This window comes from Paraburkholderia sp. BL21I4N1 (genome assembly GCF_002973525.1).
In the GTDB taxonomy this organism is placed as follows: domain Bacteria; phylum Pseudomonadota; class Gammaproteobacteria; order Burkholderiales; family Burkholderiaceae; genus Paraburkholderia.
Window position 1 is genome coordinate 115,007 of sequence record NZ_PVEN01000006.1, and the last position, 21,458, is coordinate 136,464.

The window sequence follows — 21,458 nt, forward strand, 5'->3', positions numbered from 1 at the left end:
TCCGTCAAGCCCTGTTGTATTCGGGAGCGCGGTTCGCGTCGCAAACCGCGCTATAACCGCTCGCCCCCCGCTTCGTCGAACAGCGAGACCTGTTCGCTATCGAACGAAAACGCAACCGTGTCCGCGAGCGCCACCGGTGTCTTCGTCTGATCGATCGAGGCGACCTGTACGCCATGATAGTCGAGCCAAATGACGCGGTGGTTGCCCATCGGCTCCACCAGCGAAACTTTTGCGCGCTCGCTCAGCCCCGCGCCGACCTTGACGTCTTCGGCCCGCACCCCGAGCACACAGGGCAACGCATGCGCGGGCGCCTGTTTGAACGGATACGCCGACACGTCGAGCCGCCATTGCGGCGTGCAGAAGTAGAGCGTGCCGTCACGCGTCTCCAGCGTGCCCTTGAGCAGGTTCATCGCGGGCGAACCCAGGAAGGTCGCCACAAACAGATTGTCGGGCCGCGCATAGACTTCGGCGGGCGTGCCGAACTGCTGGATCACGCCGCCGCGCATCACCGCCATGCGGGTGGCGAGCGTCATCGCCTCGACCTGATCGTGCGTCACGTAGATCATCGTCGCGCCCAGACGCTGATGCAACTGCTTGAGTTCGCGGCGCAGTTCGGTGCGCAATTTGGCGTCGAGATTCGACAGCGGTTCGTCGAACAGAAACACGTCCGCTTCGCGCACGATCGCGCGGCCGATCGCCACGCGCTGCCGTTGGCCGCCTGAAAGCTGCGCCGGTTTGCGCCTGAGCAGCGGGCCGAGTTGCAGCATGTCGGACGCACGCGCCACGCGCCGTGCGATCTCCGCCTTCGGCGTACCGTTGATGCGCAATGCGAACGAGAGATTACGCTCCACGCTCATGGTCGGATACAGCGCGTACGACTGAAACACCAGCGCGATGCGACGATCTTTCGGATCGGCCCACGTCATGTCTTCACCGGCAATTTCGATGCTGCCGTCGCTCACGTCGATCAGTCCGGCAATGCTGTGCAGCAACGTGGATTTGCCGCAACCCGAAGGGCCGAGCAACACCACGAACTCGCCAGCGCGCACGTCGAGATCGAGGTTTTCGATCACGGTGTTCGCGCCGAGACGGATGGTGAGATTGCGCACCGCCACGTTGGCCGGACTCGTGAGACCCGCCGCGTCGCTTCGGTCCGCCGTGCCGGTTGCGGCGGCGGCGTCCGCCATATCAACCGTATTCGCAAGATTTGTCATACCCGTCTACCCCTTCACCGCGCCGGACGCAATGCCGCGCACAAACCAGCGGCCCGACAGGAAGTACACCGCCAGCGGCACCATGGAAGTCAGAATGGTCGCCGCCATATTGACGTTATAGAGCCGCTCGCCGGTCGTCGTGTTGATGATGTTGTTGAGTTGCACGGTCATCGGCAGATTTTTAGTGCCGGCGAACACGAGGCCGAGAATGAAGTCGTTCCAGATACCCGTCACCTGCATGATGACCGCCACCACGATGATCGGCGTGGACATGGGCAGCATCAGTTGCATGAAGATACGCCAGAAGCCGCCGCCGTCGATGCGCGCGGCCTTGAACAGTTCCTGCGGAATCGACGCGTAGTAGTTGCGGAACAGCAGCGTCATGACCGGCATGCCGAAGATCGTGTGAATTACCACGATGCCCGGCAACGAGCTGAACAGATGCACGCTCGCCAGCACCCGCACGAGCGGATACACCATCACCTGCACCGGAATGAATGCGCCCATCAGCAGCACGCCGAACAGCAAACCGGCGCCGCGCGGCCGCCAGAACGACAACGCGTAGCCGTTCACCGCGCCGATCGCGATCGACAATATCGTGCTCGGCACGACAATGCGCACCGAGTTCCAGAAGCCGACCTGAATGCCGTTGCAATCGAGCCCGGTACACGCGGATTGCCACGCGGCGCTCCACGCGCTCAACGTGAAATGCGTGGGAAACGCCAGCAGATTGCCGAGACGGATCTCGCTCATCGGCTTGACGGACGTCACGAGCATCACATACAAGGGCAGCAGGAAAAACAGCGCGGCGGTGAGCAGAAATGCGTAGACGCCGAGGCGCGCCGGTGTGAATGCGGCACGGCGGCGGCGCGGGCGGACGGCGCTCGGTGTGCCGCGCGGCGTGCCGTTTTTCAGCGGAGAATCGAGCGTGTTCATTACGCCTCCTTGCGCAGCGCGGCGCGGCTGCGGGCATAGAAGAACGGCGCGAGAATCGCCAGCACGGTGGCCAGCAAAACGATCGACGCCGCCGACGCGAGGCCGATATTGGCGCGCCCGAACAGATAGTCCATGATGAACTTGGCCGGCACTTCGCTGGCGGTGCCGGGACCGCCTTGCGTCATCGCGACCACGGCGTCGTAGAGCTTCACGACCATCACGAACAGCAGCACGAAGGCGGTGGACAGCGACGGCCCGAGCATCGGCACCACGATGCTCGCATAGACGCGCCAACGCGGAATACCGTCGATACGCGCCGCTTTCCACAGTTCTTCGTCGATACCGCGCAAGCCGGCGAGCAGTAACGCCATCACCAGACCCGAAGCCTGCCACACGGTCGCGATCACGATCGTGTAGATCACCCAGTCCTGATCGACGATCCAGTCGAAGCGCGCATGCGCGAAGCCGAGTTTGTGCAACACGGCCTGCGCGCCGAGTTCCGGATTCAGAATCCACTGCCAGACGAGGCCGGTTGCGACGAACGACATCGCATACGGATAGAGAAAGATGGTACGCAGCGCGCCTTCCGCGACCACGCGCTGATCGATGAAAATTGCCAGCAGCAGACCGATCACCATGCACGCGACGATAAAGCACGCGCCGTAGATCACGATGTTTTGCAGCGACAGCAACCAGCGGTCGTTATTGAAGAGCCGCGCGTATTGCGTGAGGCCCGCGAAATCGCCGGAAGGAAAGGTGCGCGAATTGCTGAGTGACACGCGCGCGGTCCAGACCATCGTGCCGAGATACGCGAACACGACGGTCAGGACCATTGGCAGCAACGCCAGCCAGGCCGCGAACGGAAAGCGCTTTTTCAGCGGCTTGCTGCGGGGTCCGCTGCGTGGTGAATTGCGCAACGGCGCAGCGGATTTCGACCTGGCGGCGGGCACCTTGAGCGCGTGCATGCTGCCCCCTAGCTCTTCAATGCACTGGCAAAGGCTTTCTGCGCATCATCCACCGACTGGTTCTTGTTCCAGAAGTTGGTGATGACGTCGATCAACGCGCCCTGCGTGTCGGGCGACAGCAGCATTTCCGGATTCGGCAACTGACGCGACTTGTCCTTCATGATCGCCATGCCCTCTTTCGCGCAGATGTCGAGACTGCTCACGTCCACGTCGGGACGAATCGGAATCGAGCCTTTCTTCGCGCTGAACGCAACCTGCGCGGCCGGCGAGGTCATCACCGTGGCGAGCAGATTCTGCGCCTTGATCGTGGTCGGATTATCCGTCTTCGGGAACACGAACACGTCGCCCGCGACCAGATACGGCGAATGCGGACCGAAACCCGGGAAGCAGCCGAAGTCCTTGCCTGCGACCTGCCTGGCCGCCGAGAATTCGCCCTTGGCCCAGTCGCCCATGATCTGCACGCCCGCCTTGCCGGAAATCACCAGCGCGGTCGCGTCGTTCCAGTTACGGCCCGGCGAACCGGCATCGACGAAATCGTGCAGACGCTTGAACGAGGCCAGCACCTTCTTGAAGGCGTCGGACTTCACCGCGTTCGGGTCGCGATCGCGATACACCTTCAGATAGAGATCGGGGCCGCCGACGTCGGCGAAGACGGCGTCGAAGGTGATTTTTTCCTGCCACGGCTGGCCGCCGAGCGCGAGTGGAATCACGCCGGCGGTCTTCAGCTTGCCGAGATCGGCGAGGAATTCGTCATAGCTCTTCGGCTCGGCGGCAATGCCGGCCTTCTGGAACGCCGGCTTCGAATAGAAGAACCAGGCGGGCATGTGAATGTCGACGGGCGCGGCATAGTAATGCCCTTTCACCTTGATGCTGTCGATGATGGAAGGCGGGAATACGCCGTTCCAGTTTTCCTTCGCGGCGACGTCGTCGACGTTGTTCAGCAGGCCTTGATCGATCAGGTCGTGAAACTGCTTGGACGTATTGAACTGCGCGGCAGTGGGCGGATCGCCGCCGATGATACGGTTGATCGCCGTGGAGCGCGCCTGATCGGCGCCCGCAACCGCGTTGTCGACCCATTGTCCACCGGCCTTGTTATAGGCATCGGCGAACTGGCGAATCGCGGCCGACTCGCCGCCCGAGGTCCACCAGTGAATCACGTTGGCCTTCAAGGGGTCCGCCTGCGCGACGACGCCATACAACGCCAATGCCGCAACGATGCCTCGCAAGGCCATTTTTTTGCTGTTCATTCCGTCTCCTGTCGGTCGACGCCGGCGCGTTCGCGGCTTAGGGCGAAGCGCTGACGCCGGTCCCATGCAACATAGTCGCGCCAGGCCTGGCGCCCGTGTCTCAAGTCGACATGCAAACCAGCTTGACTGCTTTATACGCGTGCTTTCCGCTCCCGCAGAAATTTCGACACCAGCTCCGCACTGCGTTTGATCGTGCGTTTCTGGGTCGCGTAGTCCACATGCACGACGCCGAAACGCCGCTCGTAACCGAACGCCCACTCGAAGTTATCCATCAGCGACCACAGGAAATAACCGCGCACGTCGACACCCGCCTTGATCGCCTGATCGACCGCGGCCAGATGGCGTTTGAGAAACGCAATGCGCTGCGTGTCGTCCACCTGGCCGTCGGTCACCTTGTCGTCCGACGCCATGCCGTTTTCCGTGATGTAGATCGGCGGCAGGTTCGCATACGTATTCCTGAAGCCGATCAGCAGATCGCGCAAGCCATCCGGATACACCTCCCAGCCCATCTGCGTGCGCTCCACGCCTTCCGGCGGCACTTCCTTGAACCCGTGCGCGCCGTCGCTCGCGAGGTTCGTGCGGAAGTAGTAATTGACGCCGAGAAAATCGAGCGGCGCCGCAATGGTCTGCATGTCGCCGTCCAGCACCAGCGGTTCGGTGCCCGGCCACAACTCGAACAGATCGCGCGGATACGCGCCCTTGAGCAGCGGATCGAGAATCCACGCGTTGTGCTGCACTTCGAACAGATGCGCCGCGCGCTGGTCGGCGGCGCTGTCGCTATTCGCCGTGCCGCGCCCCATGTTGGCGACGATACCCTTCTGCGAGGCCGGATCGTTGGCGCGCAGCACGGGCACCGCGAGACCATGCGCCAGCAGCAGATGATGCATGGCTTGCGTGGCAAAACGCCCGTCGGCGAGACCTGGCGCGTGGTGCCCGTTGCCGTAGCCGAGATACGCGGAACACCAGGGTTCGTTGAGCGTGGCCCAGGCATCGACGCTGCCGGCCAGTTCGCGGCTCATCAGGTCGGCGTAATCGGCGAAACGGTACGCCGTATCGCGATTCAGCCAGCCGCCGCGATCTTCCAGATGCTGCGGCAGATCCCAGTGATACAGCGTGACGGAGGTGGCGATCCCCTTCTCTTTCAGGCGCGCCAGCAGGCGCTTATAAAAGTCGATGCCCTTACGATTCGGCACGCCGGACGCACCCATCACACGCGGCCAGGCGATCGACAGCCGATAGGCTTCAAGGCCAAGCCCCGCCAGCATGTCCACATCCTCTTGCCAGCGGTGATAGTGGTCGCAGGCCACCGCGCCGGTGTCGCCGGCGAGCACCTTGCCGGGCGTGGCCGAGAAGGTGTCCCAGATCGACGGCAGACGGCCGTCTTCGGCCACCGCGCCTTCGATCTGATACGAAGCCGTGGCCGCGCCGAGCAGGAAGTTCTGGTGCCAAAGCGACGAATCCGCCGGAGGTGTGAACGGATCGGCGAGCGATTGGTGGGAGCGTGCGTCGGATACAGCGGATGCGTCGTTTGCCACGGATTCTCCTGCGCTGAGGTCATTGAACCGGGTACGGCGGAAGGTGCGGCACCAGCGAGGCCAGTGCGCGAGTGGAAGCGCTTCCACATCAGTCCAGCGAACGATATCAGCGGGGCAATCCGCGCAGCAATCAGGGTTTGTCTGGAGCGAAGCTGGCATGCGCGGCGCCGTCATGCACGGCAGCACGCGCGAACCTCAATGGGCCACGGGCAGTTTGAATTCGCCGCGGTCGTAGGCTTCGCAATACGCTTTCCAGTCGGCGGCGAGCTGGGTCTCGCACTGCGTTGCCACGTCGATCAACGGCAATTGCCAATCCTTGCGATTGCCGAACGCGATCAGTTCGTCCGCAATCGACGAGTGCTGCCGGCCGCCGCTGCGCAGATGCGCCCACGCACTGAGTTGAGCCATGCTGTTGACCACTTCTTCGAGGCGCGGCAGCTTGCCGTTCCAATCGCTGAGCGCCACGCGATCCTCGGACGGCTGCAAACTGCGCAGCACGTAGGAACGCTGATTGAAGTCAACCGCGTGCAGAAACGCCTGCGAGACCGCCTGATTGCGTCGCTGCACTTCGACGACGCGTTGCGCTTCGCTCTGCCACGTCGGCTGCGGCGTTCGCACATGCGGCATGACCGAAGACGGCAGCGCTTCTTTCAGATCGATCAGGAAGTTGCTGTCCGGCGAGCCTTTGCCTTCGACCAGCATCACGTAGCGATCCACGCCGAGACTGCCGGTGCCGGCAATGCGCCGTGCGACGTCGAGAATGCGATAGAAGTCCGGATTGGGCTGGCTCGCGGCAAACTTGTTCATGAATTCCGTCACCGCCGCGCGCTGTTGGTCGCTGATCGGCAACGCCTTCTTACCGTCCACTTTCAGCACACGGGTCTTGCCCTTCAGCACGCTGCGGCGGTCCAGAAACGCGGCGCGCGGGCGGCTCGCCAGCGCGTCGAACAGATCGCGCACCATTCCGACCGAGGTCTCCGCCTCGATCCAGCGCGCCTTGCCGAACGCGAGCGCCGCGCCGTATGAATCGAGCGCGGTGTGGCAGAGCGCGAGCGCCTGCGCGCGGCTCAGCTTGAGGTCGCTGGCGCCGACCAGCACGCTCGTCAGAAGCCGCGCCAGTTCGTAGAGATTCGGCGCGAGACAGGCTTCGTCGAAGTCGTTGTTGTCGAAATAGATCAGGCGGTTGTCGCCCTTGTAGCTGCCGAAATTTTCCAGATGCATGTCGCCGCAAATCCAGACCGGCGGCGCTTCGTCGAGGATCTTTTCGCGCGGCAAACCCGCATAGAACAGATGACAGGTGCCGCGCAGAAACACGAACGGCGAACTGCGCATGGCCTGGTATTTCATGGCGAGCCGCTCGGGATCGCGGCCGGCGTTGAAATGGGTCAGGGTCTTGACGATATCGGACATCACATTCCTTTCGAATACAGTGCGGTTCGGCCCGAAACGGCCCAACACGTCTGGATAGCGCCGCTTCGTTGCACGTTCAAGGCGCGCGGAACGAATCAGCCAGCGCATGAAGATTGAGCGGCTTCACGCGAATCACGCCGCCGCGCGGACTGTCGATATCCGCGATCAGCGTGAACGCCAGCGACACCACCAGCGGCACGATCAGCAGCAAGCCGGCGCCCGATTTCAACGCGCGCGCGCCGTAGCCGACCAGCACATTCGCGCACACCGCCATCAGGGTCATCAGCGCCCACGCGGCATACGGTATGCGGTTCCACCACGCGGCCTGCGTGTAGCCCTGAGTGTTCAGCACGTCGTTCATCCCGGCCACGGTCAGCGCGGCAACCGGTGTGGGTTGCGCCACGGCGGCATTCTTCACGGTCGCCCACATGGCGTTTTGCAAACGCTCGGTCTCGCGATTCACCTTGGCGAGTTCCTGATCGTCACGCGTGGTGTAGTAAAGCACGCGCTCGTCGAGATACGCTTTCAGCAAGCCGCGCACGGTAGCCGCATCGGCGGCGGGCAGCAGGTCGGCGCGAACGTATTCGGTGCCGATCGCGTTCGCCTCTTCTTCTTCGTAGTTCTTGCGCTGATCGTAGCGTCCCACCGCCATCGAAAACGTAAAGCCGATGATCAACGCCAGCAGTGTGAGCGTCGCGGCCTGAATCACGCTGAAGTCTTCGCGGGCGTCGTCCTCGATTTTTCTGAAGCGCCGCAGCAGCGCCGCACCGATACGCGCCGACAGCCACATGGCGACAAACGCCACGATGAATACGAGTGCGGGATAGTCGAGAATGTTTTGCATGGGCGAGCGTTTTTCTCTGAGCGGTTGATCGGGAAACGCTTTCTGACTGCCATGACACCTGTGCTACCGCTGCATGATAAGCGCCGCCGCGCCGGCGTGGAAGACGCTCGCTGAATGGCGCGGCGCGCGGCGCCGAAGGACGCGGCCGCTCAGGAACCCGTCACCAGATAGTAGCGGCCGTCGGCGCTCACGTTGACGCCGAAGCCGCACTCCAGCACCGAACCGTGCGTGAGGACGTCGAGCGTTTCGGGCGCGGAGAGCCTGAACTCGAGCAGGCATTTGTCGTCGCGCTTGTCGTAGGGCGCGAGGTTGGCGATCTTTGCGGTGGCCTCCAGCGGCGCGTCGCCGCCGGTGTCGCTCACCGGCACGCGCGCCACGCCGTCGTAGAAGCGCACATAGGCCGACAGATTGCCGGTGCTCGCGCTCGGCCGGCCGTCTTCGCCAACGCTCGGATGCATGAAATCGCCATCGATCCGATACACGCCGTGGCGCCCTTTCACCGGCTTCAGCGCAATGCTGTTCCACGCGTCGAAGGTCACGTAGTGGATAAAGCGCGCGCCTTCCGGCGGCACGCCGTGCACCACCGCTTTGCCGGCGATCGCTTCGAGACGCTCGCGCGCCGCCGCCACGGCGCGGCCCAGCAGCGCGTCGCCGGGATAGTCGTCGCCGCGGCTCACCGCGGTGCGGTACGACGCGCGCGCGTCGGGCAACTCGCCCAGCCTCAGTTGCACGTCGCCCTGATGCACATACGCCATGGCGATGCGGGCGCGCGCCGAACTGCTGGCTTTCGGCGAGTTCTCTTCGTCGGCCTGCATCGCGGTGGCCTCGGCGAGCGCGCCTTCCATCGCGACCAGGGTTTGCGCCTCCTTGATGCGACCCGCATCGAGCGCGACGACCCCCAACGCCGCGCAGGACGCGTTGGTCCGGCACGGCACGTCTTTACCCGACAGCAGATTGCGGCGATACAGATCGGCGCGCGAGTCGCCGCGCGGCGTTTGAGCCGCGACAAAGCCGGACGCAAGCGCGGCACACGCGCCACAGGCAACGACGACAGCAGCGGCGAAGACGGTTTTGACGTTCATTGGAAGTGGCAGGAAGTTGGCCATGACGCTGTTCGAACAACGCGTTTCGAGAATCTGCTTCGCTGAGATGTATGCGCGGCACATGCAGCAGCTGACACTGCGCCGACACAGACGCTGGCCGTGATGCTGACAGAAAATCGGCGATTGTGCGAACCCGTTGCGATAGTCTCGCGCTGCGCGGCTTTGTGCTAATCCGTGCTCAAGCGGACGCGCCGGCTTATTTCAACATTTTGGTCAAGAGAGGGAATAAAGACGTGCCAATGTGTGTTCGGAACGGATAAGCGCTGCATGCGCCGACCTGGCGGCGTTATCGGCCGCGGGACGTTCACACCGACTGGAAGGGTTCATGAACACACACACTCGTACTGCGATTGTCACTGGTGCGTCCAGTGGCATTGGGTTTGCCATCGCCAAGGCCTTTGTGGCGCGCGGCTATAACGTGATCGGCAATGCGCGGACCATTCAACGTCTGGAAGCCGCTGCGGCGCAATGGGGCGACACCGCGACCTTCATCCCCGTCGCGGGCGACATTGGCAATGCTGCCGTTGCGCGTGAGTTATTCGACACGGCAATCGCGCGTTTCGGCGCCGTCGACATTCTGGTGAACTGCGCAGGCGCGTTCATCGCGAAGCCAGTAGATGCCTATACGGAAGACGACCTCAGCGCATTGATCGACACGAACCTGAAAGGGTTCTTCTTTCCGGCGCAACTCGCCGCCCGGCATATGTCGGCCAACGGCAAAGGGCACATCGTCAATATAACGGCCAGCATCGCGCTGCAGCCGAACGTTCGGGTTCCGTCCGTGATTCCCGCGCTCGTCAAGGGCGGCGTCAACGCCGCGACACGCTCGCTTGCGCTCGAATTAGCGGCGCACAACGTCAAGGTGAATGCCATCGCACCGGGCGTTATCGACACGCCGTTGCATGAGCCGGGTGCGGTCGAACAATACCGGGCGCTGGCGCCGACGGGTGCAGTGGGCACGACAAAAGACATCGTCGACGCGGTGCTGTACCTCGTCGATTCGAATTTCGTCACGGGCGTCGTCATGCCGATAGACGGCGGTTCGACCGCGGGTGTCTGGTGAAACTATGAAAACGTGGCGCGACGAGCGAATCCTGTCGCTCTTCGGCATTGATTTGCCGATTATTCAGGCTCCGATGGCAGGGGTCGGGAATGCCCAACTGGCCATTGCGGTTGCGCGTGCCGGCGGTCTGGGCTCGCTGCCGTGTGCATTGCTGAGTGTGGACAAGGCGCGCGAAGCGGTCACGCTGATCCGGACACAAACGGCGGCGCCCCTGAACCTGAATTTCTTTTGCCATGCGCCATCTCCGCGCGATGAGCAGCGCCTCGCCGCCTGGTCGGAGATCATCCGTCCACACGCGGTTTCGGCAGGCTTGCCGCTGGAGCCGACGCTGCCTGCCCACCCCGGCATCGATACGTTTAACGAAAGCTGGTGCGCGTTCTTGGAAAACGTCGCGCCGGAAGTCGTGAGCTTTCATTTTGGCCTGCCGGACGCCGCCCTGGTTGCGAGAGTTCGTGCCGCGGGGGCCAAGATCGTTTCCTCTGCAACGACCGTGGCTGAAGCGCGATGGCTTGCCGCTAACGGATGCGATGCGATTATCGCGATGGGTACGGAGGCCGGTGGCCACCGCGGCACCTTCCTGCCTGGGGAGCTCGATACCCAGGCGGGTACGCTCGCCCTGGTGCCGCAGATCGTCGATGCGGTCGACACGCCGGTCATCGCCGCCGGAGGTATCGCGGACGGGCGCGGCCTCGCGGCAGCACTCATGCTGGGTGCGTCCGCCGTGCAGATAGGTACGGCCTATCTGCTCGCCGATGAGATTGCGCTACCCCCTATTTATCGGCATGCATTGGAGCAAGCGGGAGATCAATCGACCGTGCTGACCAACATTTTCACGGGACGTCCCGCGCGTGCCATTGTCAACCGCGCGGTTCGCGAGTTGGGTCCGCTTTCCGCGCACGCTCCGCAGTTTCCGTTTGCCGGATTGGCCCTTGCGTCTTTGCGCGCCCACGCCGAGGCAGCCGGCTCCGACGACTTCACTCCACTGTGGAGCGGGCAGTCCGTGAGTCTTGCGCGGGCACTGCCGGCTGCGGAAATCACACGTCGAATTGCCGGACAGGCATTGGACGTGTTGCGTCAACAATAACGTTGGCGACGACCGGGGCGACAACATACTTTCGTATGGATGCGCTCGCCCAATGCGTCATGGTTGCGGCAAATTGCGACGCGCATACTGGCACCGCCATGTCGGCCGATTGTTCTGTCGGCCGGCTTCGTCGCCCGCCCTTCATTCTGTCTCGTCAACCCGGAGAGCTTAGATGACAACCGCAGTGCAACGCCACACGGTCCCGACTTCCCCACCCAGCTATTGCGGCCTGCTGGCCGTCTTGCTAGCCATGGCATTGACGCCAGTCCTCGCGCACGCGCAATCCAGCGCGCCAGATCCGCACGAGTCGTCGTTCATGGCGGAAAACGACCGTGCGATGACGACGATGATGAATCACATGAGCGTCAAGCCGAGCGGCGATATCGATCGCGACTTCGTCGCCATGATGCAACCGCATCACCAAGGCGCAATCGACATGGCCGAAGCAGAGTTGCGCTATGGCCACAACGAACAGCTTCGACGGATCGCGCAGGAAATCATCGTGGACCAGCAGCAGGAAATCACGGCAATGAGTGTCGCGATCCAGCAGACGTTACCACCGCAGGCGCCTGCACCAACGCAACCGTCGTCCGCCACGAACCTCCCCCCTTCATCGCTCGATACGCCTATGCCGGCGCATATGCAGATGTCGATGCATGCCCAGTAACTTCGCCATTCTTCAGAACGTTTCAAAGGAGACATCATGCAACTGCGCACACTATCCAGGCTGATCATTTCAATCGCGGCGGCAGTCGGCGGGCTGGCCGCACATGCCGGCCAGGCACCGGGTGCATCGTCCGATGCCAACGTGCCCATCACGAGCCACGACCGGGTCTATGCCGCGGAACAGTTTTCGAATACCGTCTCGGTCATCGATCCCAGCGCCAACCGCCTGTTGGGCGTCATCCGGCTCGGCGATCCGTCACCGGGCAATTTCAGTCCGCTCTACAAGGGCCAGGTACTCGTGCACGGCATGGGCTTTTCGCCGGATCATCACACCCTCGCCGTGGTCGCGATCGGCTCGAATTCGGTGAGCTTTATCGATACACAAACCAATCTGGTCAAGCACACCAGCTACGTCGGGCGCTCGCCGCACGAAGCGTTTTTTACGCCCGACGGCAGCGAAGTCTGGGTAACGGTGCGGGGAGAAAATTACGTCGACGTGATCGACGCCAAAACATACGAAGAGAAGCTGCACATCGCCACGCCGGCTGGACCCGGCATGACGATCTTCTCACCCGACGGCAAATATGGATATATCTGCTCGTCGTTCAATCCGGAAGTCGACGTGGTCGCGGTGGCGACACATCAGATTGTCGGCAAGGTGACGCAGGCGAGCCCGTTTTGCCCCAACATCGCCGCGACGCCGGACGGCAAGCAGGTCTGGTTCACGCTAAAAGACGTTGGCCAGACCGAGGTCTTCGACGCGCATCCGCCGTTCTCGCTGCTCAAGACGCTGCAGACCGGACCGATCACGAATCACGTCAATTTCGCCGCCAATGCGAACGGTACATTCGCCTATATCACCGTGGGTGGCCAGAACGCCGTCAAGGTCTATCGTACGACCGACTTTAAACAGGTGGCGACGATCGCCGTAGGGGATATGCCGCACGGCGTGTGGCCATCGGGTGACGGCAGCCGCATCTATGTCGGACTGGAAAACTCCGACACGATGACCGCCATCGATACCCTGCGCAACGAGGTTGTCGCTACCGTCCCGATCGGACAGGCGCCGCAGGCGATCGCGTATGTGACGAATGCCGTCTCCGACGGTGAAAGCACGGAAAACTTGCAACCGCTAGGCGCCGCGGGACAAGCCACCCATCTCACGTTGTCCACGGTTGGGGCGAAAACGGAAGCGAAGCGGCCGACGTCGGTGGTGCTGTACGACCAGGGCGTCGTGCAGGTGCTGCAGGCCTCGGTGACGGGACTCGAGCCGAAAAAGCCGTATGTGCTCGGCCTGAGCGATAACGCCGACGGCCACGGCCCGGTCGAACCGCTTGCGCGCTTTACGACCAACCCGGCGGGCTCGGCGATCGTCGATACGATCGGGCAGATCCGGCAGATCGTGTCGCCTTCGACGGCTGCCACTGCGGACAAACGGCGCTATCTGGTCATCACGCCGTCCGGCGACACGGATGCAATCGCCGTGCAGATCCAGACACTCTGACGCCGGTCAGCCGGCCCCCACCTTATTGGGGAGGCCGGGCAACGTTGCGGCCGCCGACTCTTCGGCGACGCAACGTTGATACAGCACTCGGACAGAAGCTGCCAATACTTCGTCCGCATTCGCTACAGCAAACGGCTGGCTATGAGATCGTCGAGGTCTTGAGCCTCGGCGAGAATGCCCTGTTTCAGAGGCATGAAAATCCCAGTCCGCCTTAAGTCCTCCCGACCACGTCGATAAGTGTTTGCAGCGTGCAGGCGAACACAGTCAATCACACATGCCGTGCCGAAGAATAATTTTGCAAGGCGGCCACGGCAATATACTGTCGGCATGAGAACGACAGGTCCGCAACGTTTGAACGGACAGGATCCTGCGGCTAACGATAAATCACGACGATTTCCTTTTTTCAACGGCGCCCATGACGGATTTGACCGACTACTCACTCGTCCTGCTTCGCGCTGCACCGCTGGTGCTGCAGCGCGGGACGAGTCCGACGGCGGCCCGCGCCCTTTTCGCGTCGATCGACAACCCAAACTCTGAACGTGACGCATCGCGCCGGCTGCATCACGAATACGATTTGCGCGCCGAGTTACTTTCACCGTGGGCGGCACGGCCAACCGACTTACTGCATCAGGGCGACAAGCTTGTGCTGATGCTGGACGATCCGGGCGGCGAGCTGCTGCGGGAACGGTGCCATGCACCCTTGCCCGTCGACGTTTTCCTGCGGCTGGCAAGCGGCATCAGTTCCGCGTTGAGCAGTGCGCACGAGCAAGGCCTCGTTCACTGCGACCTGAACCCCGACAATATTCTCGTGACCGCAGACGCCGGCGCGTGGCCGGCCGCGCGTCTGACAGGCTTCGGCTGCGCGTTTCGCAACGACCCGAAACATCGCGACAGCGATGTGCAGCATGCGAATCGGGGCGCGGTGGAATACATGGCCCCCGAAGTGTGCGGGCAGATGAACCGTCGCATCGATGCACGCGCTGATTTGTACTCGCTAGGCTGCACGTTTTATGAAATGTTGACGGGCACCTTACCTGTCGTCGGCGACGATCGGCTGGCGCTCGTGCATGCGCACCTCGCCCGGCGTCCCGCACTACCGTCCGAACTGGTCGCGGGACTGCCCCGACAGATCGAGATGATCGTCATGAAACTCCTCGCCAAAGGTCCCGAGGAGCGATATCAGTCGGCCGCGAGCCTCACCACCGATCTCGAACGCTGCGCGGCGATGTGGCGGGCCGGTGAGTGGATCACCCTGTTTCCGCTGGACATACCCGCTCTGTCCGGTCGCCAGCACGCCTCGCTACAACTATTCGGGCGCGAAGGTGAAATGAGCGTGCTGCGAAGCGCGTACGAGCGAACTGCCGTCGGCGAACCGTCGCGACTCATGTTGGTGAACGGCTATTCGGGTGCCGGCAAGACCTCCCTGGTGAGCCACTGGGTCAAGCAGCTCGGCGCGTCGTCGCATCTGTTCGCGGCCGGCACCTGCGAGCAGGTCAATAGCGCCACGCCTTACGTGGCGCTGATTCAGATCATCGAGCAACTTGTCCGTCCCATTCTCGGCGAAGATCAGGCTACGTTTCTCGTCTCGCAACGCCGCCTGCTCGACGCGCTCGGGACCAAGGCGCGCATGCTGTGGACCGTCATCCCCGATCTGCAACTGATCTTGGGCGACAAGTTCGCGGATGACGGCGCGGCCGTGCCCGTCGATCGGGAGCGATTCCTGACGGCCGCAGCCGATCTGATCAAGGTGTTCTGCAAACCCGAGCGCCCGCTGATTCTTTTCTTCGACGATCTTCAGTGGTCGGACGAAGGCACGATGAGTGCCCTGGGACACTTGAGCGAAAAGTCGTGCGCGCCCTATCTTCTTCTGATCGGCGCTTATCGCAGCAACGAGGTGGGCCCCGATCATCCGCTGCGGCAACTCATGGCGGCGGAGAACGCCAATCTGCAACATCTCGAACTGGCGCCGCTCAATCGCGACGACACCGCACGGTTGATCGCGAGTACCCTGCAATGCTCGCTCGAACAGGTCAACCCGGTGGTGGATCTTGTCGAGGAAAAAACCGGCGGCAATCCATTTTTTGCTACCCAGTTCGCGATCGAACTGGCGCAGGAAGGCCTGATCGAATTCGAACAGCAGTCCAGCCTGCATGTTCGCGACTTCGACCGGATTCGCGCCAAAGCCTACACGGATAATGTCGTCGATCTGATGCTGCGACGCCTGGAACGGCTGGGTGCCGCGACACGATCGACGCTGAAACACTTTTCCTGTCTGGGCAATTTTGCCCCGGTGGCGACACTCGCCATCGCCATGGACTGTTCCGAGGCCGACCTGCACGATTCGCTGATCGACGCCTTGCGCACCGATCTCGTGTATCTCGCCGGGGACGCGTATCACTTCAGACACGACCGCTTTCGCGAAGCCGCCTATGGTTCGATGACGGAACACGAACGCGTCGCCCTGCACCTCGAGATCGGTCGGCGCATGATCGCGCGCGTGACCGACGACCAGAACGTCGAAGACGTGTTCGACATTGTCAGCCAGATCAATTTCGGTATCGGCCACGTCGCGCCGGGCGACGAGCGGCGACGCTTCGCCGGCCTGAACATTATTGCGGGCCGGCGTGCCAAGGCCGCAACGGCCTACGCGTCGGCCTTGACCTATTTCGTCGCGGCGGCTGCGCTATTGAGCACGGAACCCGAAGACGAGACCACGCATTGGGTCGAGTTCTACCGCGCCGACTGCGAATGCCTGCTCGGCATGCTCGGGGCGGCCGAGGAACGGCTGCTGAGGCTGGGCACCCGCGAGATCCGCATGGCGTTGCGCGCCGAATTGACACGGTTGATAACGGGTCTGTACACCGCGCAGAGTCGAGCCGATCTGGGCATGGAGGCGGGCCTCGACTATCTGCGCCGCCTCGGACTGCATATCGAAGCAAGGCCGACGGACGCGCAAGTCGACGAGGCATTTGCCAGCCTGCAGCGCCGCATCGGCAACCGCACAGTGGCGGACCTCGCGCAGTTGCCCACCATTAGCGATCCGCTCTGGCACAGCGCCATCGAGGCGTTGGCGGACATGATCCCGCCCGCGCTGTTCATCGACGTCAACCTGCTCGACATCATCCTGCTGAATGTCGCCAACCTGAGCGTCGAGCATGGTCTGTGCGACGCATCGAGCTTTGGATTCGTCTTTCTGAATTTCGTGTACGGCGCGCGTTACGGCGACTATGCAAGCGGCTACGAATTTGGAAAGCTGGCCATCGAGGTGATCGACCGTTGCGGCCAGTCGCGCTACAAGTCGCGGGTCTACATGCGCTTCGGCAGTCTCGTGATTCCGTGGACCCGGCCGCTCGACGAGTGCATGCCGTTTGTCGAACAGGCTTACCGGATTTCGTCGGAAATCGGCAATCTGGTGTTCGATGTCTCCAGCGCGAGGAACGTGGCGAGTCTTCTGCTGCTCGCCGGCGCACCGCTCGAGGAGGTCCAGCGCGAGGCGGAAAAAGGCTTCTCGATTGCGAGCGCGTCACGTTTTGCCTTGTACCTCGGGCTATTGGGCGGCCAGCTCGAACTCGTGAAAGCCCTTCGCGAAACCGGCACCGAGAGTCACCACGATATCGACGCAGCCGCGCGGGACATGACAACGAGCGTGGCATTTTCCGAGTGGACGTACCGTTTGCAGGCCCGCTTCACGTTCGGACGGATCGAAGCGGCGCTCGAGGCCGAACAGATGGCCCAGCCGTCGCTGCGCGCCTCGACGACCATTCTCGAAGTGATCGACTATCACTTCTACGGCGCGCTCACGCGAGCCGACGCTTGTGCGTCGGCCGTCGACGAGGACACCCGACGCATTCATTGGACCGCGCTCGCCGCGCATTCCGCCCAACTGGCGGCCTGGGCGCAAACCTGCCCGGTCAACTTCGCGGGCCGCAGTGCCCTCGTCACCGCGCGCATCGCCCAACTGGACAGGCAGGAGCACTCGTCGGCCCGCGCCGAACAGCTCTACGACGAAGCGATCCGACATTCCAAAGCGAACCGGTTCTTGCCGATCGAGGCAGTGGCCAATGAACTCGCGGCTGCGTTTTACCTGACGCGCGGACTGACGGAGCACGCACGCACCTATCTGCGCGACGCGCGTCGCGCTTACGCGCAATGGGGTGCCAAGGCCAAGACCGCCGAACTGGATCGCCGCTACGGGTTACCGCGCGAAACGGATCTCGCCGCCGTGGCGCCACCACGGGAAGATCCGGCCTTTCAGCAACTCGATATCGCCGCCGTCATCAAGGCGTCGAACGCGCTTGCCAGCGAAATCGTTCTGGCCCGGCTGATCGAAACCCTGGTCACGACCGCGCTGCAACATGCGGGCGCGAGGCGCTGCGTGCTGGCACTGGCGCACGGCACCGAGATGCGGATCGAGGCACAGGCGCGGGTACGGCCGGACCGCATCGAGGTTAGCGTCGCCACCTCGCCGATTTCGCCTGCCGACGTCGCGACCTCGGTGGTGCATGCGGTCGTTCGTACGGGCAAGCATGTGGTGCTGGACAATGCCTGCGAAATCGGTGCATTCGTTCGCGACGAGTACGTGCAGCGTAATCGCTCCCGCTCGATTGTCTGCACGCCGCTCCTCAAACAGGCGAACCTGATCGGCGTGCTCTATGTGGAAAACGAGCTGGCCGTCGGCGCGTTTACAGCCGACAAAACCGCGGTGTTGTCCGTACTCGGGAGTCAGGCCGCCATTGCCGTGGACAACGCGCGACTCTACGAAGACCTGATCGAACAGAACCGGGCGCGAGCGAAAGCCGAAGAGGCACTGAGCAGCGCGCTGGCCAACCTGGCGCGAATGACGCGGGTGACGACGATGGGCGAACTGGTGGTGTCGATCGTCCACGAGGTCAGCCAGCCGCTCATGGCTATTCAGACGTCGATCGGGGCAGCGTTGCGCTGGCTTGACCGGCCAACGCCCGAGGTCGCCGAGGCGAGGATCATGCTCACCAACGTCGCCGAAGACAGTCAGCGAGCGTCCCAGGTGATCAAAGGCCTGCGGGCCATGGCGAAGCAATCGGAGCCGACTTTCAGCGTGTTCGATCTCGGCGATGCCGTTTTCGAAGTACTGACGATGTTGCGCGGCCAGATACAGGACCATCATGTCGAAGTCGTTCACCGACCGCCGGACGAAGTACGGGTGAATGGCGATCGTATTCAGGTACAGCAGGTCGTGCTGAACCTGATCATGAACGCGACCGAAGCCATGAGTGGCGTGAACGAACGCCCTCGCGTCCTGACCTTGGCCTGCGAAGCGCTGCAGGGGCAACGCGCCCTCGTGCGGGTCGAGGACACGGGGCCCGGGCTCGCCCCCCAGGTGGCCGAGCGGCTCTTCGAGCCGTTCGTGACAACCAAGCAGTCGGGCATGGGCATGGGGCTATCGATATGCAGGTCGATCGCGGAAGTTCATGGCGGCGAACTGACGGTGGCGCCGGGCGATCCTCATGGCGCCGTGTTCAGCCTCATCCTGCCGGCCGCCCCCCTTCGCTAGGGTTTTTTGACGAGTGGGCAGGTGCTTTCGGCGAGCGGCCGGAACGCCTGGTCAGCGGGTATCACCGCTTTGATGCTGTAGTAATCCCACGGATAGTGGGATTGCGCCGGACTCTTGACCTGCACCAGATACATGTCGTGCACCATCCGGCCGTCTTCGCGAATCCGGCCGTTCGTGGCAAAGAAGTCGTTGATCGGCAGTTCCCTCATTTTCTTCATCACGGCGGCCGTCTCGTCCGTGCCCGCCGCCTTGACGGCCTCCAGATAGTGCATGGTCGATGAATAGTCGCCGGCCTGCGCCTGGGTTGGCATGACGTTCATCTTGTCGTAAAAGCGCTTCGACCACTTGCGGGACGCGTCATTCCGATCCCAGTAGAAACCGGTAGCGAACTGGAGGCCTTGCGCGGTTTGCAGGCCAAGCGCGTGAATGTCGGAAAGGAACACCAGCAAGCCCGCGATCTGCTGTTTGCCGGATCGGGCAATGCCGAATTCGTTCGCGCTTTTCACTGCATTGACGAAATCGCCGCCCGCGTTCGCGAGCCCGATCACCTTGGCGCCGGACGACTGCGCCTGCAGCATGTACGACGAAAAATCGGCCGTGTTGAGCGGTGCGCGCACGGTGCCGAGCACCTTGCCGCCGTCCGCCTTGATGGCTTCGGTCGTGTCTTTGACGAGTGCCGCGCCGAACGCGTAGTCGGCCGCGATAAAGTACCAGCTGTCGGCGCCGCGTTTTGCCATGGCGTCTCCCGCACCGTGAGCCAGCGCGTAAGTGTCGTAGACGTAATGCACGCTAACCGGCGTGCACTTCGTACCCGTCAAATCCGAGGTGGACGGCCCGGTGGCAATCGCAATGCGGTTTTTCTGGCGAGCCACGTCGACCACGGCAAGGCCCGCACCCGACGAAGCCAGATCGGTAATCATGTCGACCTGTTGCGTATCGAACCATTCGCGTGCCTTGCTCGCCGCGATATCCGCCTTGTTCTGATGATCCGCGTAGATGACGTCGACCTTGATGCCGGGATTGGTCTTCATGAAATCGTCCGCCGCCATTCTCACGGCTTCGACGGCGCCCTGCCCGCCCACCGCCGAATAAACGCCGGACAGGTCGGTCAACACGCCAATCTTGACGATCCCGTCTGACAAGCGAAGCGGCTGCGCGGTGGCATGGCCGGGGCCAAGCAATGCGGCCGCCGCGCCGCTGAATAAAACGATCCGACCAACTCGCGCCTTGAACGGCATCTTGAATGGCATCTGTCCCGCCTCCTTTCTTTTATTTGAGAAGTTACGCGGTCCTGCGACAGGCCAACAAGTTGGCGCACCGGTTTCACGCGATATCCACCACGATCTTACCTTGCGCCGTGCCGTCGGTGAGCGCCTCGTAGGCCTGGTCGGCGGAACCCAGATCGAAACGGCGTGGATCGACGCGCGGAACCAGCTTGCCGGTCTGCGCGAGGCGCGTGGCTTCGCGCATCATCTCGCCGTGGTGTGCACGGCCAGTGCCGCTCAGCAGCGCGTGCAGCGTGAAAACACCGGAGTAGGTCGCTTCGCGGAACGATAGCGGTGCAAGCGCATGGGTGCCCCAACCGAGCGCGCTCACCACATGGCCAAAGTGCTTCACGGCCGCGAACGACGCGTCGAGCGTCGCGCCGCCCACCGTGTCAACCACGAGATCGAAGCCCGCGCCGTCCGTACACGAGCCAACGTATTGTTCAACCGTCTGCGCCGCGTAGTCGATGGGCGTCGCGCCAAACTGTGCGAGCACGGCCTGGTTGCCGGCGCTCGCCGTAGCGAACACCTTGGCGCCGAGCGCCCGCGCGAGTTGCACCGACACATGGCCCACACCGCCGGCGCCGCCTTGCACTAGCACCGTTTGACCGGGCTGCAGGTTGGCACGATCGACAATGCCCGAGTAAGACGTAATAAAAGCGAGGGGCAGCGCGGCGGCTTCGCGCATCGACAGACTGGATGGCTTGAGTGCCAGCAGGTCGGCGTCGACCGCGGCGTACTGCGCGAGCGACCCTTGAATGCCGCCTACGCCGCCGGTCATTCCATAGACCTCGTCACCTGGCTTGAACACGCTCACGCCAGGACCGACCGACTCCACCACGCCCGCCATGTCGATACCGAGCACGAGAGGCAGTGGATGCTTCGCATGGGCCGCGCTACCGGCACGGATCTTCGTGTCGAGCGGGTTCAATCCGCTCGCCGCGATGCGAACCAGCACCTCGCCTCGCGCCGGTTCGGGACGCGCGAGGCGGGTGAGTTCGAGTGGACCGTTATAACGGTCGAGTACAAGCGCTTGCATGGACATGATGAGGTCCTTTGAGTGACCGGCTGGTCGTAAAGAGGCTGGAGAAC

The 21,458-nt window shown here is 62.9% G+C and carries 15 protein-coding genes; 5 read left to right on the forward strand and 10 right to left on the reverse strand.

The genetic code is table 11. The annotated features are described in order from the left end of the window. Positions 1–50 precede the first annotated feature (50 nt). The 8 genes from B0G83_RS17370 to B0G83_RS17405 all read right to left on the reverse strand — a co-directional run bounded on the left by B0G83_RS17370 (position 51) and on the right by B0G83_RS17405 (position 9,257). Positions 51–1,214: an ABC transporter ATP-binding protein gene (locus B0G83_RS17370; RefSeq protein ID WP_105508620.1), complete on the reverse strand. Its 1,164-nt coding sequence runs from the start codon at positions 1,212–1,214 to the stop codon at positions 51–53. A 6-nt stretch (positions 1,215–1,220) separates the two neighbouring features. Next, entirely contained in the window at positions 1,221–2,150 is a 930-nt protein-coding gene (locus tag B0G83_RS17375; protein ID WP_105508621.1) for a carbohydrate ABC transporter permease, read from the reverse strand. Continuing rightward, the gene (locus B0G83_RS17380) at positions 2,150–3,115 is read right to left on the reverse strand and encodes a carbohydrate ABC transporter permease (protein WP_105508622.1); all 966 of its coding nucleotides are present in this window, start codon (positions 3,113–3,115) and stop codon (positions 2,150–2,152) included. Before B0G83_RS17380 ends, B0G83_RS17375 begins: the two co-directional genes overlap by 1 nt. 8 nt (positions 3,116–3,123) lie before the next feature. Continuing rightward, positions 3,124–4,362 (reverse strand): ABC transporter substrate-binding protein, encoded by a 1,239-nt coding sequence (locus B0G83_RS17385; protein ID WP_105508623.1) that lies wholly within the window; start codon positions 4,360–4,362, stop codon positions 3,124–3,126. A 131-nt stretch (positions 4,363–4,493) separates the two neighbouring features. Beyond that, positions 4,494–5,897, reverse strand: coding sequence for a GH1 family beta-glucosidase (locus tag B0G83_RS17390; RefSeq protein ID WP_105508624.1), 1,404 nt, complete (start codon positions 5,895–5,897; stop codon positions 4,494–4,496). Positions 5,898–6,092: 195 nt separating this feature from the next. Beyond that, positions 6,093–7,307 carry a DUF2252 domain-containing protein gene (locus tag B0G83_RS17395; RefSeq protein ID WP_105508926.1) on the reverse strand — a complete coding sequence of 405 codons (1,215 nt, stop codon included), beginning with the start codon at positions 7,305–7,307 and terminating at the stop codon, positions 6,093–6,095. A 76-nt stretch (positions 7,308–7,383) separates the two neighbouring features. Continuing rightward, the gene (locus B0G83_RS17400) at positions 7,384–8,151 is read right to left on the reverse strand and encodes a hypothetical protein (protein ID WP_105508625.1); all 768 of its coding nucleotides are present in this window, start codon (positions 8,149–8,151) and stop codon (positions 7,384–7,386) included. A gap of 149 nt (positions 8,152–8,300) precedes the next feature. Further along, positions 8,301–9,257, reverse strand: a complete 957-nt coding sequence (locus B0G83_RS17405; protein ID WP_146120252.1) for a M48 family metallopeptidase — start codon at positions 9,255–9,257, stop codon at positions 8,301–8,303. A 322-nt stretch (positions 9,258–9,579) separates the two neighbouring features. On the opposite strand from B0G83_RS17405, the gene B0G83_RS17410 reads away from it, so the two are divergent. From B0G83_RS17410 to B0G83_RS17430, 5 genes are all read left to right on the forward strand, one after another. Beyond that, positions 9,580–10,317, forward strand: a complete 738-nt coding sequence (locus tag B0G83_RS17410) for an SDR family NAD(P)-dependent oxidoreductase (RefSeq protein WP_105508627.1) — start codon at positions 9,580–9,582, stop codon at positions 10,315–10,317. A gap of 4 nt (positions 10,318–10,321) precedes the next feature. After that, positions 10,322–11,401: a nitronate monooxygenase family protein gene (locus tag B0G83_RS17415; RefSeq protein WP_105508628.1), complete on the forward strand. Its 1,080-nt coding sequence runs from the start codon at positions 10,322–10,324 to the stop codon at positions 11,399–11,401. Between the two features lie 172 nt (positions 11,402–11,573). Beyond that, positions 11,574–12,068, forward strand: a complete 495-nt coding sequence (locus tag B0G83_RS17420) for a DUF305 domain-containing protein (protein WP_374954918.1) — start codon at positions 11,574–11,576, stop codon at positions 12,066–12,068. Positions 12,069–12,104: 36 nt separating this feature from the next. Further along, entirely contained in the window at positions 12,105–13,571 is a 1,467-nt protein-coding gene (locus tag B0G83_RS17425) for a YncE family protein (RefSeq protein ID WP_181156935.1), read from the forward strand. 415 nt (positions 13,572–13,986) lie between these two features. Then, positions 13,987–19,101, forward strand: coding sequence for an AAA family ATPase (locus B0G83_RS17430; RefSeq protein WP_105508630.1), 5,115 nt, complete (start codon positions 13,987–13,989; stop codon positions 19,099–19,101). On the opposite strand, the gene B0G83_RS17435 is transcribed toward B0G83_RS17430, so the two are convergent. Together B0G83_RS17435 and B0G83_RS17440 are read right to left on the reverse strand one after the other, a co-directional pair. Continuing rightward, positions 19,098–20,351 carry an ABC transporter substrate-binding protein gene (locus tag B0G83_RS17435; protein ID WP_258167928.1) on the reverse strand — a complete coding sequence of 418 codons (1,254 nt, stop codon included), beginning with the start codon at positions 20,349–20,351 and terminating at the stop codon, positions 19,098–19,100. The two genes, B0G83_RS17430 and B0G83_RS17435, sit on opposite strands and share 4 nt — an antisense overlap. 73 nt (positions 20,352–20,424) lie before the next feature. Continuing rightward, positions 20,425–21,411, reverse strand: a complete 987-nt coding sequence (locus tag B0G83_RS17440; RefSeq protein ID WP_105508631.1) for a zinc-dependent alcohol dehydrogenase family protein — start codon at positions 21,409–21,411, stop codon at positions 20,425–20,427. Between the last annotated feature and the right edge of the window lie 47 nt (positions 21,412–21,458).

Excerpts from the sequence above, each read along its gene's own strand:
- B0G83_RS17370 (WP_105508620.1), bottom strand. The coding sequence starts at position 1,214 with ATGACAAATCTTGCGAATACGGTTGATATGGCGGACGCCGCCGCCGCA.
- B0G83_RS17405 (WP_146120252.1), bottom strand. The coding sequence starts at position 9,257 with ATGGCCAACTTCCTGCCACTTCCAATGAACGTCAAAACCGTCTTCGCC.
- B0G83_RS17430 (WP_105508630.1), top strand. The coding sequence starts at position 13,987 with ATGACGGATTTGACCGACTACTCACTCGTCCTGCTTCGCGCTGCACCG.
- B0G83_RS17410 (WP_105508627.1), top strand. The coding sequence starts at position 9,580 with ATGAACACACACACTCGTACTGCGATTGTCACTGGTGCGTCCAGTGGC.
- B0G83_RS17415 (WP_105508628.1), top strand. The coding sequence starts at position 10,322 with ATGAAAACGTGGCGCGACGAGCGAATCCTGTCGCTCTTCGGCATTGAT.
- B0G83_RS17435 (WP_258167928.1), bottom strand. The coding sequence starts at position 20,351 with ATGCCATTCAAGATGCCGTTCAAGGCGCGAGTTGGTCGGATCGTTTTA.
- B0G83_RS17380 (WP_105508622.1), bottom strand. The coding sequence starts at position 3,115 with ATGCACGCGCTCAAGGTGCCCGCCGCCAGGTCGAAATCCGCTGCGCCG.
- B0G83_RS17385 (WP_105508623.1), bottom strand. The coding sequence starts at position 4,362 with ATGAACAGCAAAAAAATGGCCTTGCGAGGCATCGTTGCGGCATTGGCG.
- B0G83_RS17375 (WP_105508621.1), bottom strand. The coding sequence starts at position 2,150 with ATGAACACGCTCGATTCTCCGCTGAAAAACGGCACGCCGCGCGGCACA.
- B0G83_RS17440 (WP_105508631.1), bottom strand. The coding sequence starts at position 21,411 with ATGTCCATGCAAGCGCTTGTACTCGACCGTTATAACGGTCCACTCGAA.
- B0G83_RS17425 (WP_181156935.1), top strand. The coding sequence starts at position 12,105 with ATGCAACTGCGCACACTATCCAGGCTGATCATTTCAATCGCGGCGGCA.
- B0G83_RS17420 (WP_374954918.1), top strand. The coding sequence starts at position 11,574 with ATGACAACCGCAGTGCAACGCCACACGGTCCCGACTTCCCCACCCAGC.
- B0G83_RS17395 (WP_105508926.1), bottom strand. The coding sequence starts at position 7,307 with ATGTCCGATATCGTCAAGACCCTGACCCATTTCAACGCCGGCCGCGAT.
- B0G83_RS17400 (WP_105508625.1), bottom strand. The coding sequence starts at position 8,151 with ATGCAAAACATTCTCGACTATCCCGCACTCGTATTCATCGTGGCGTTT.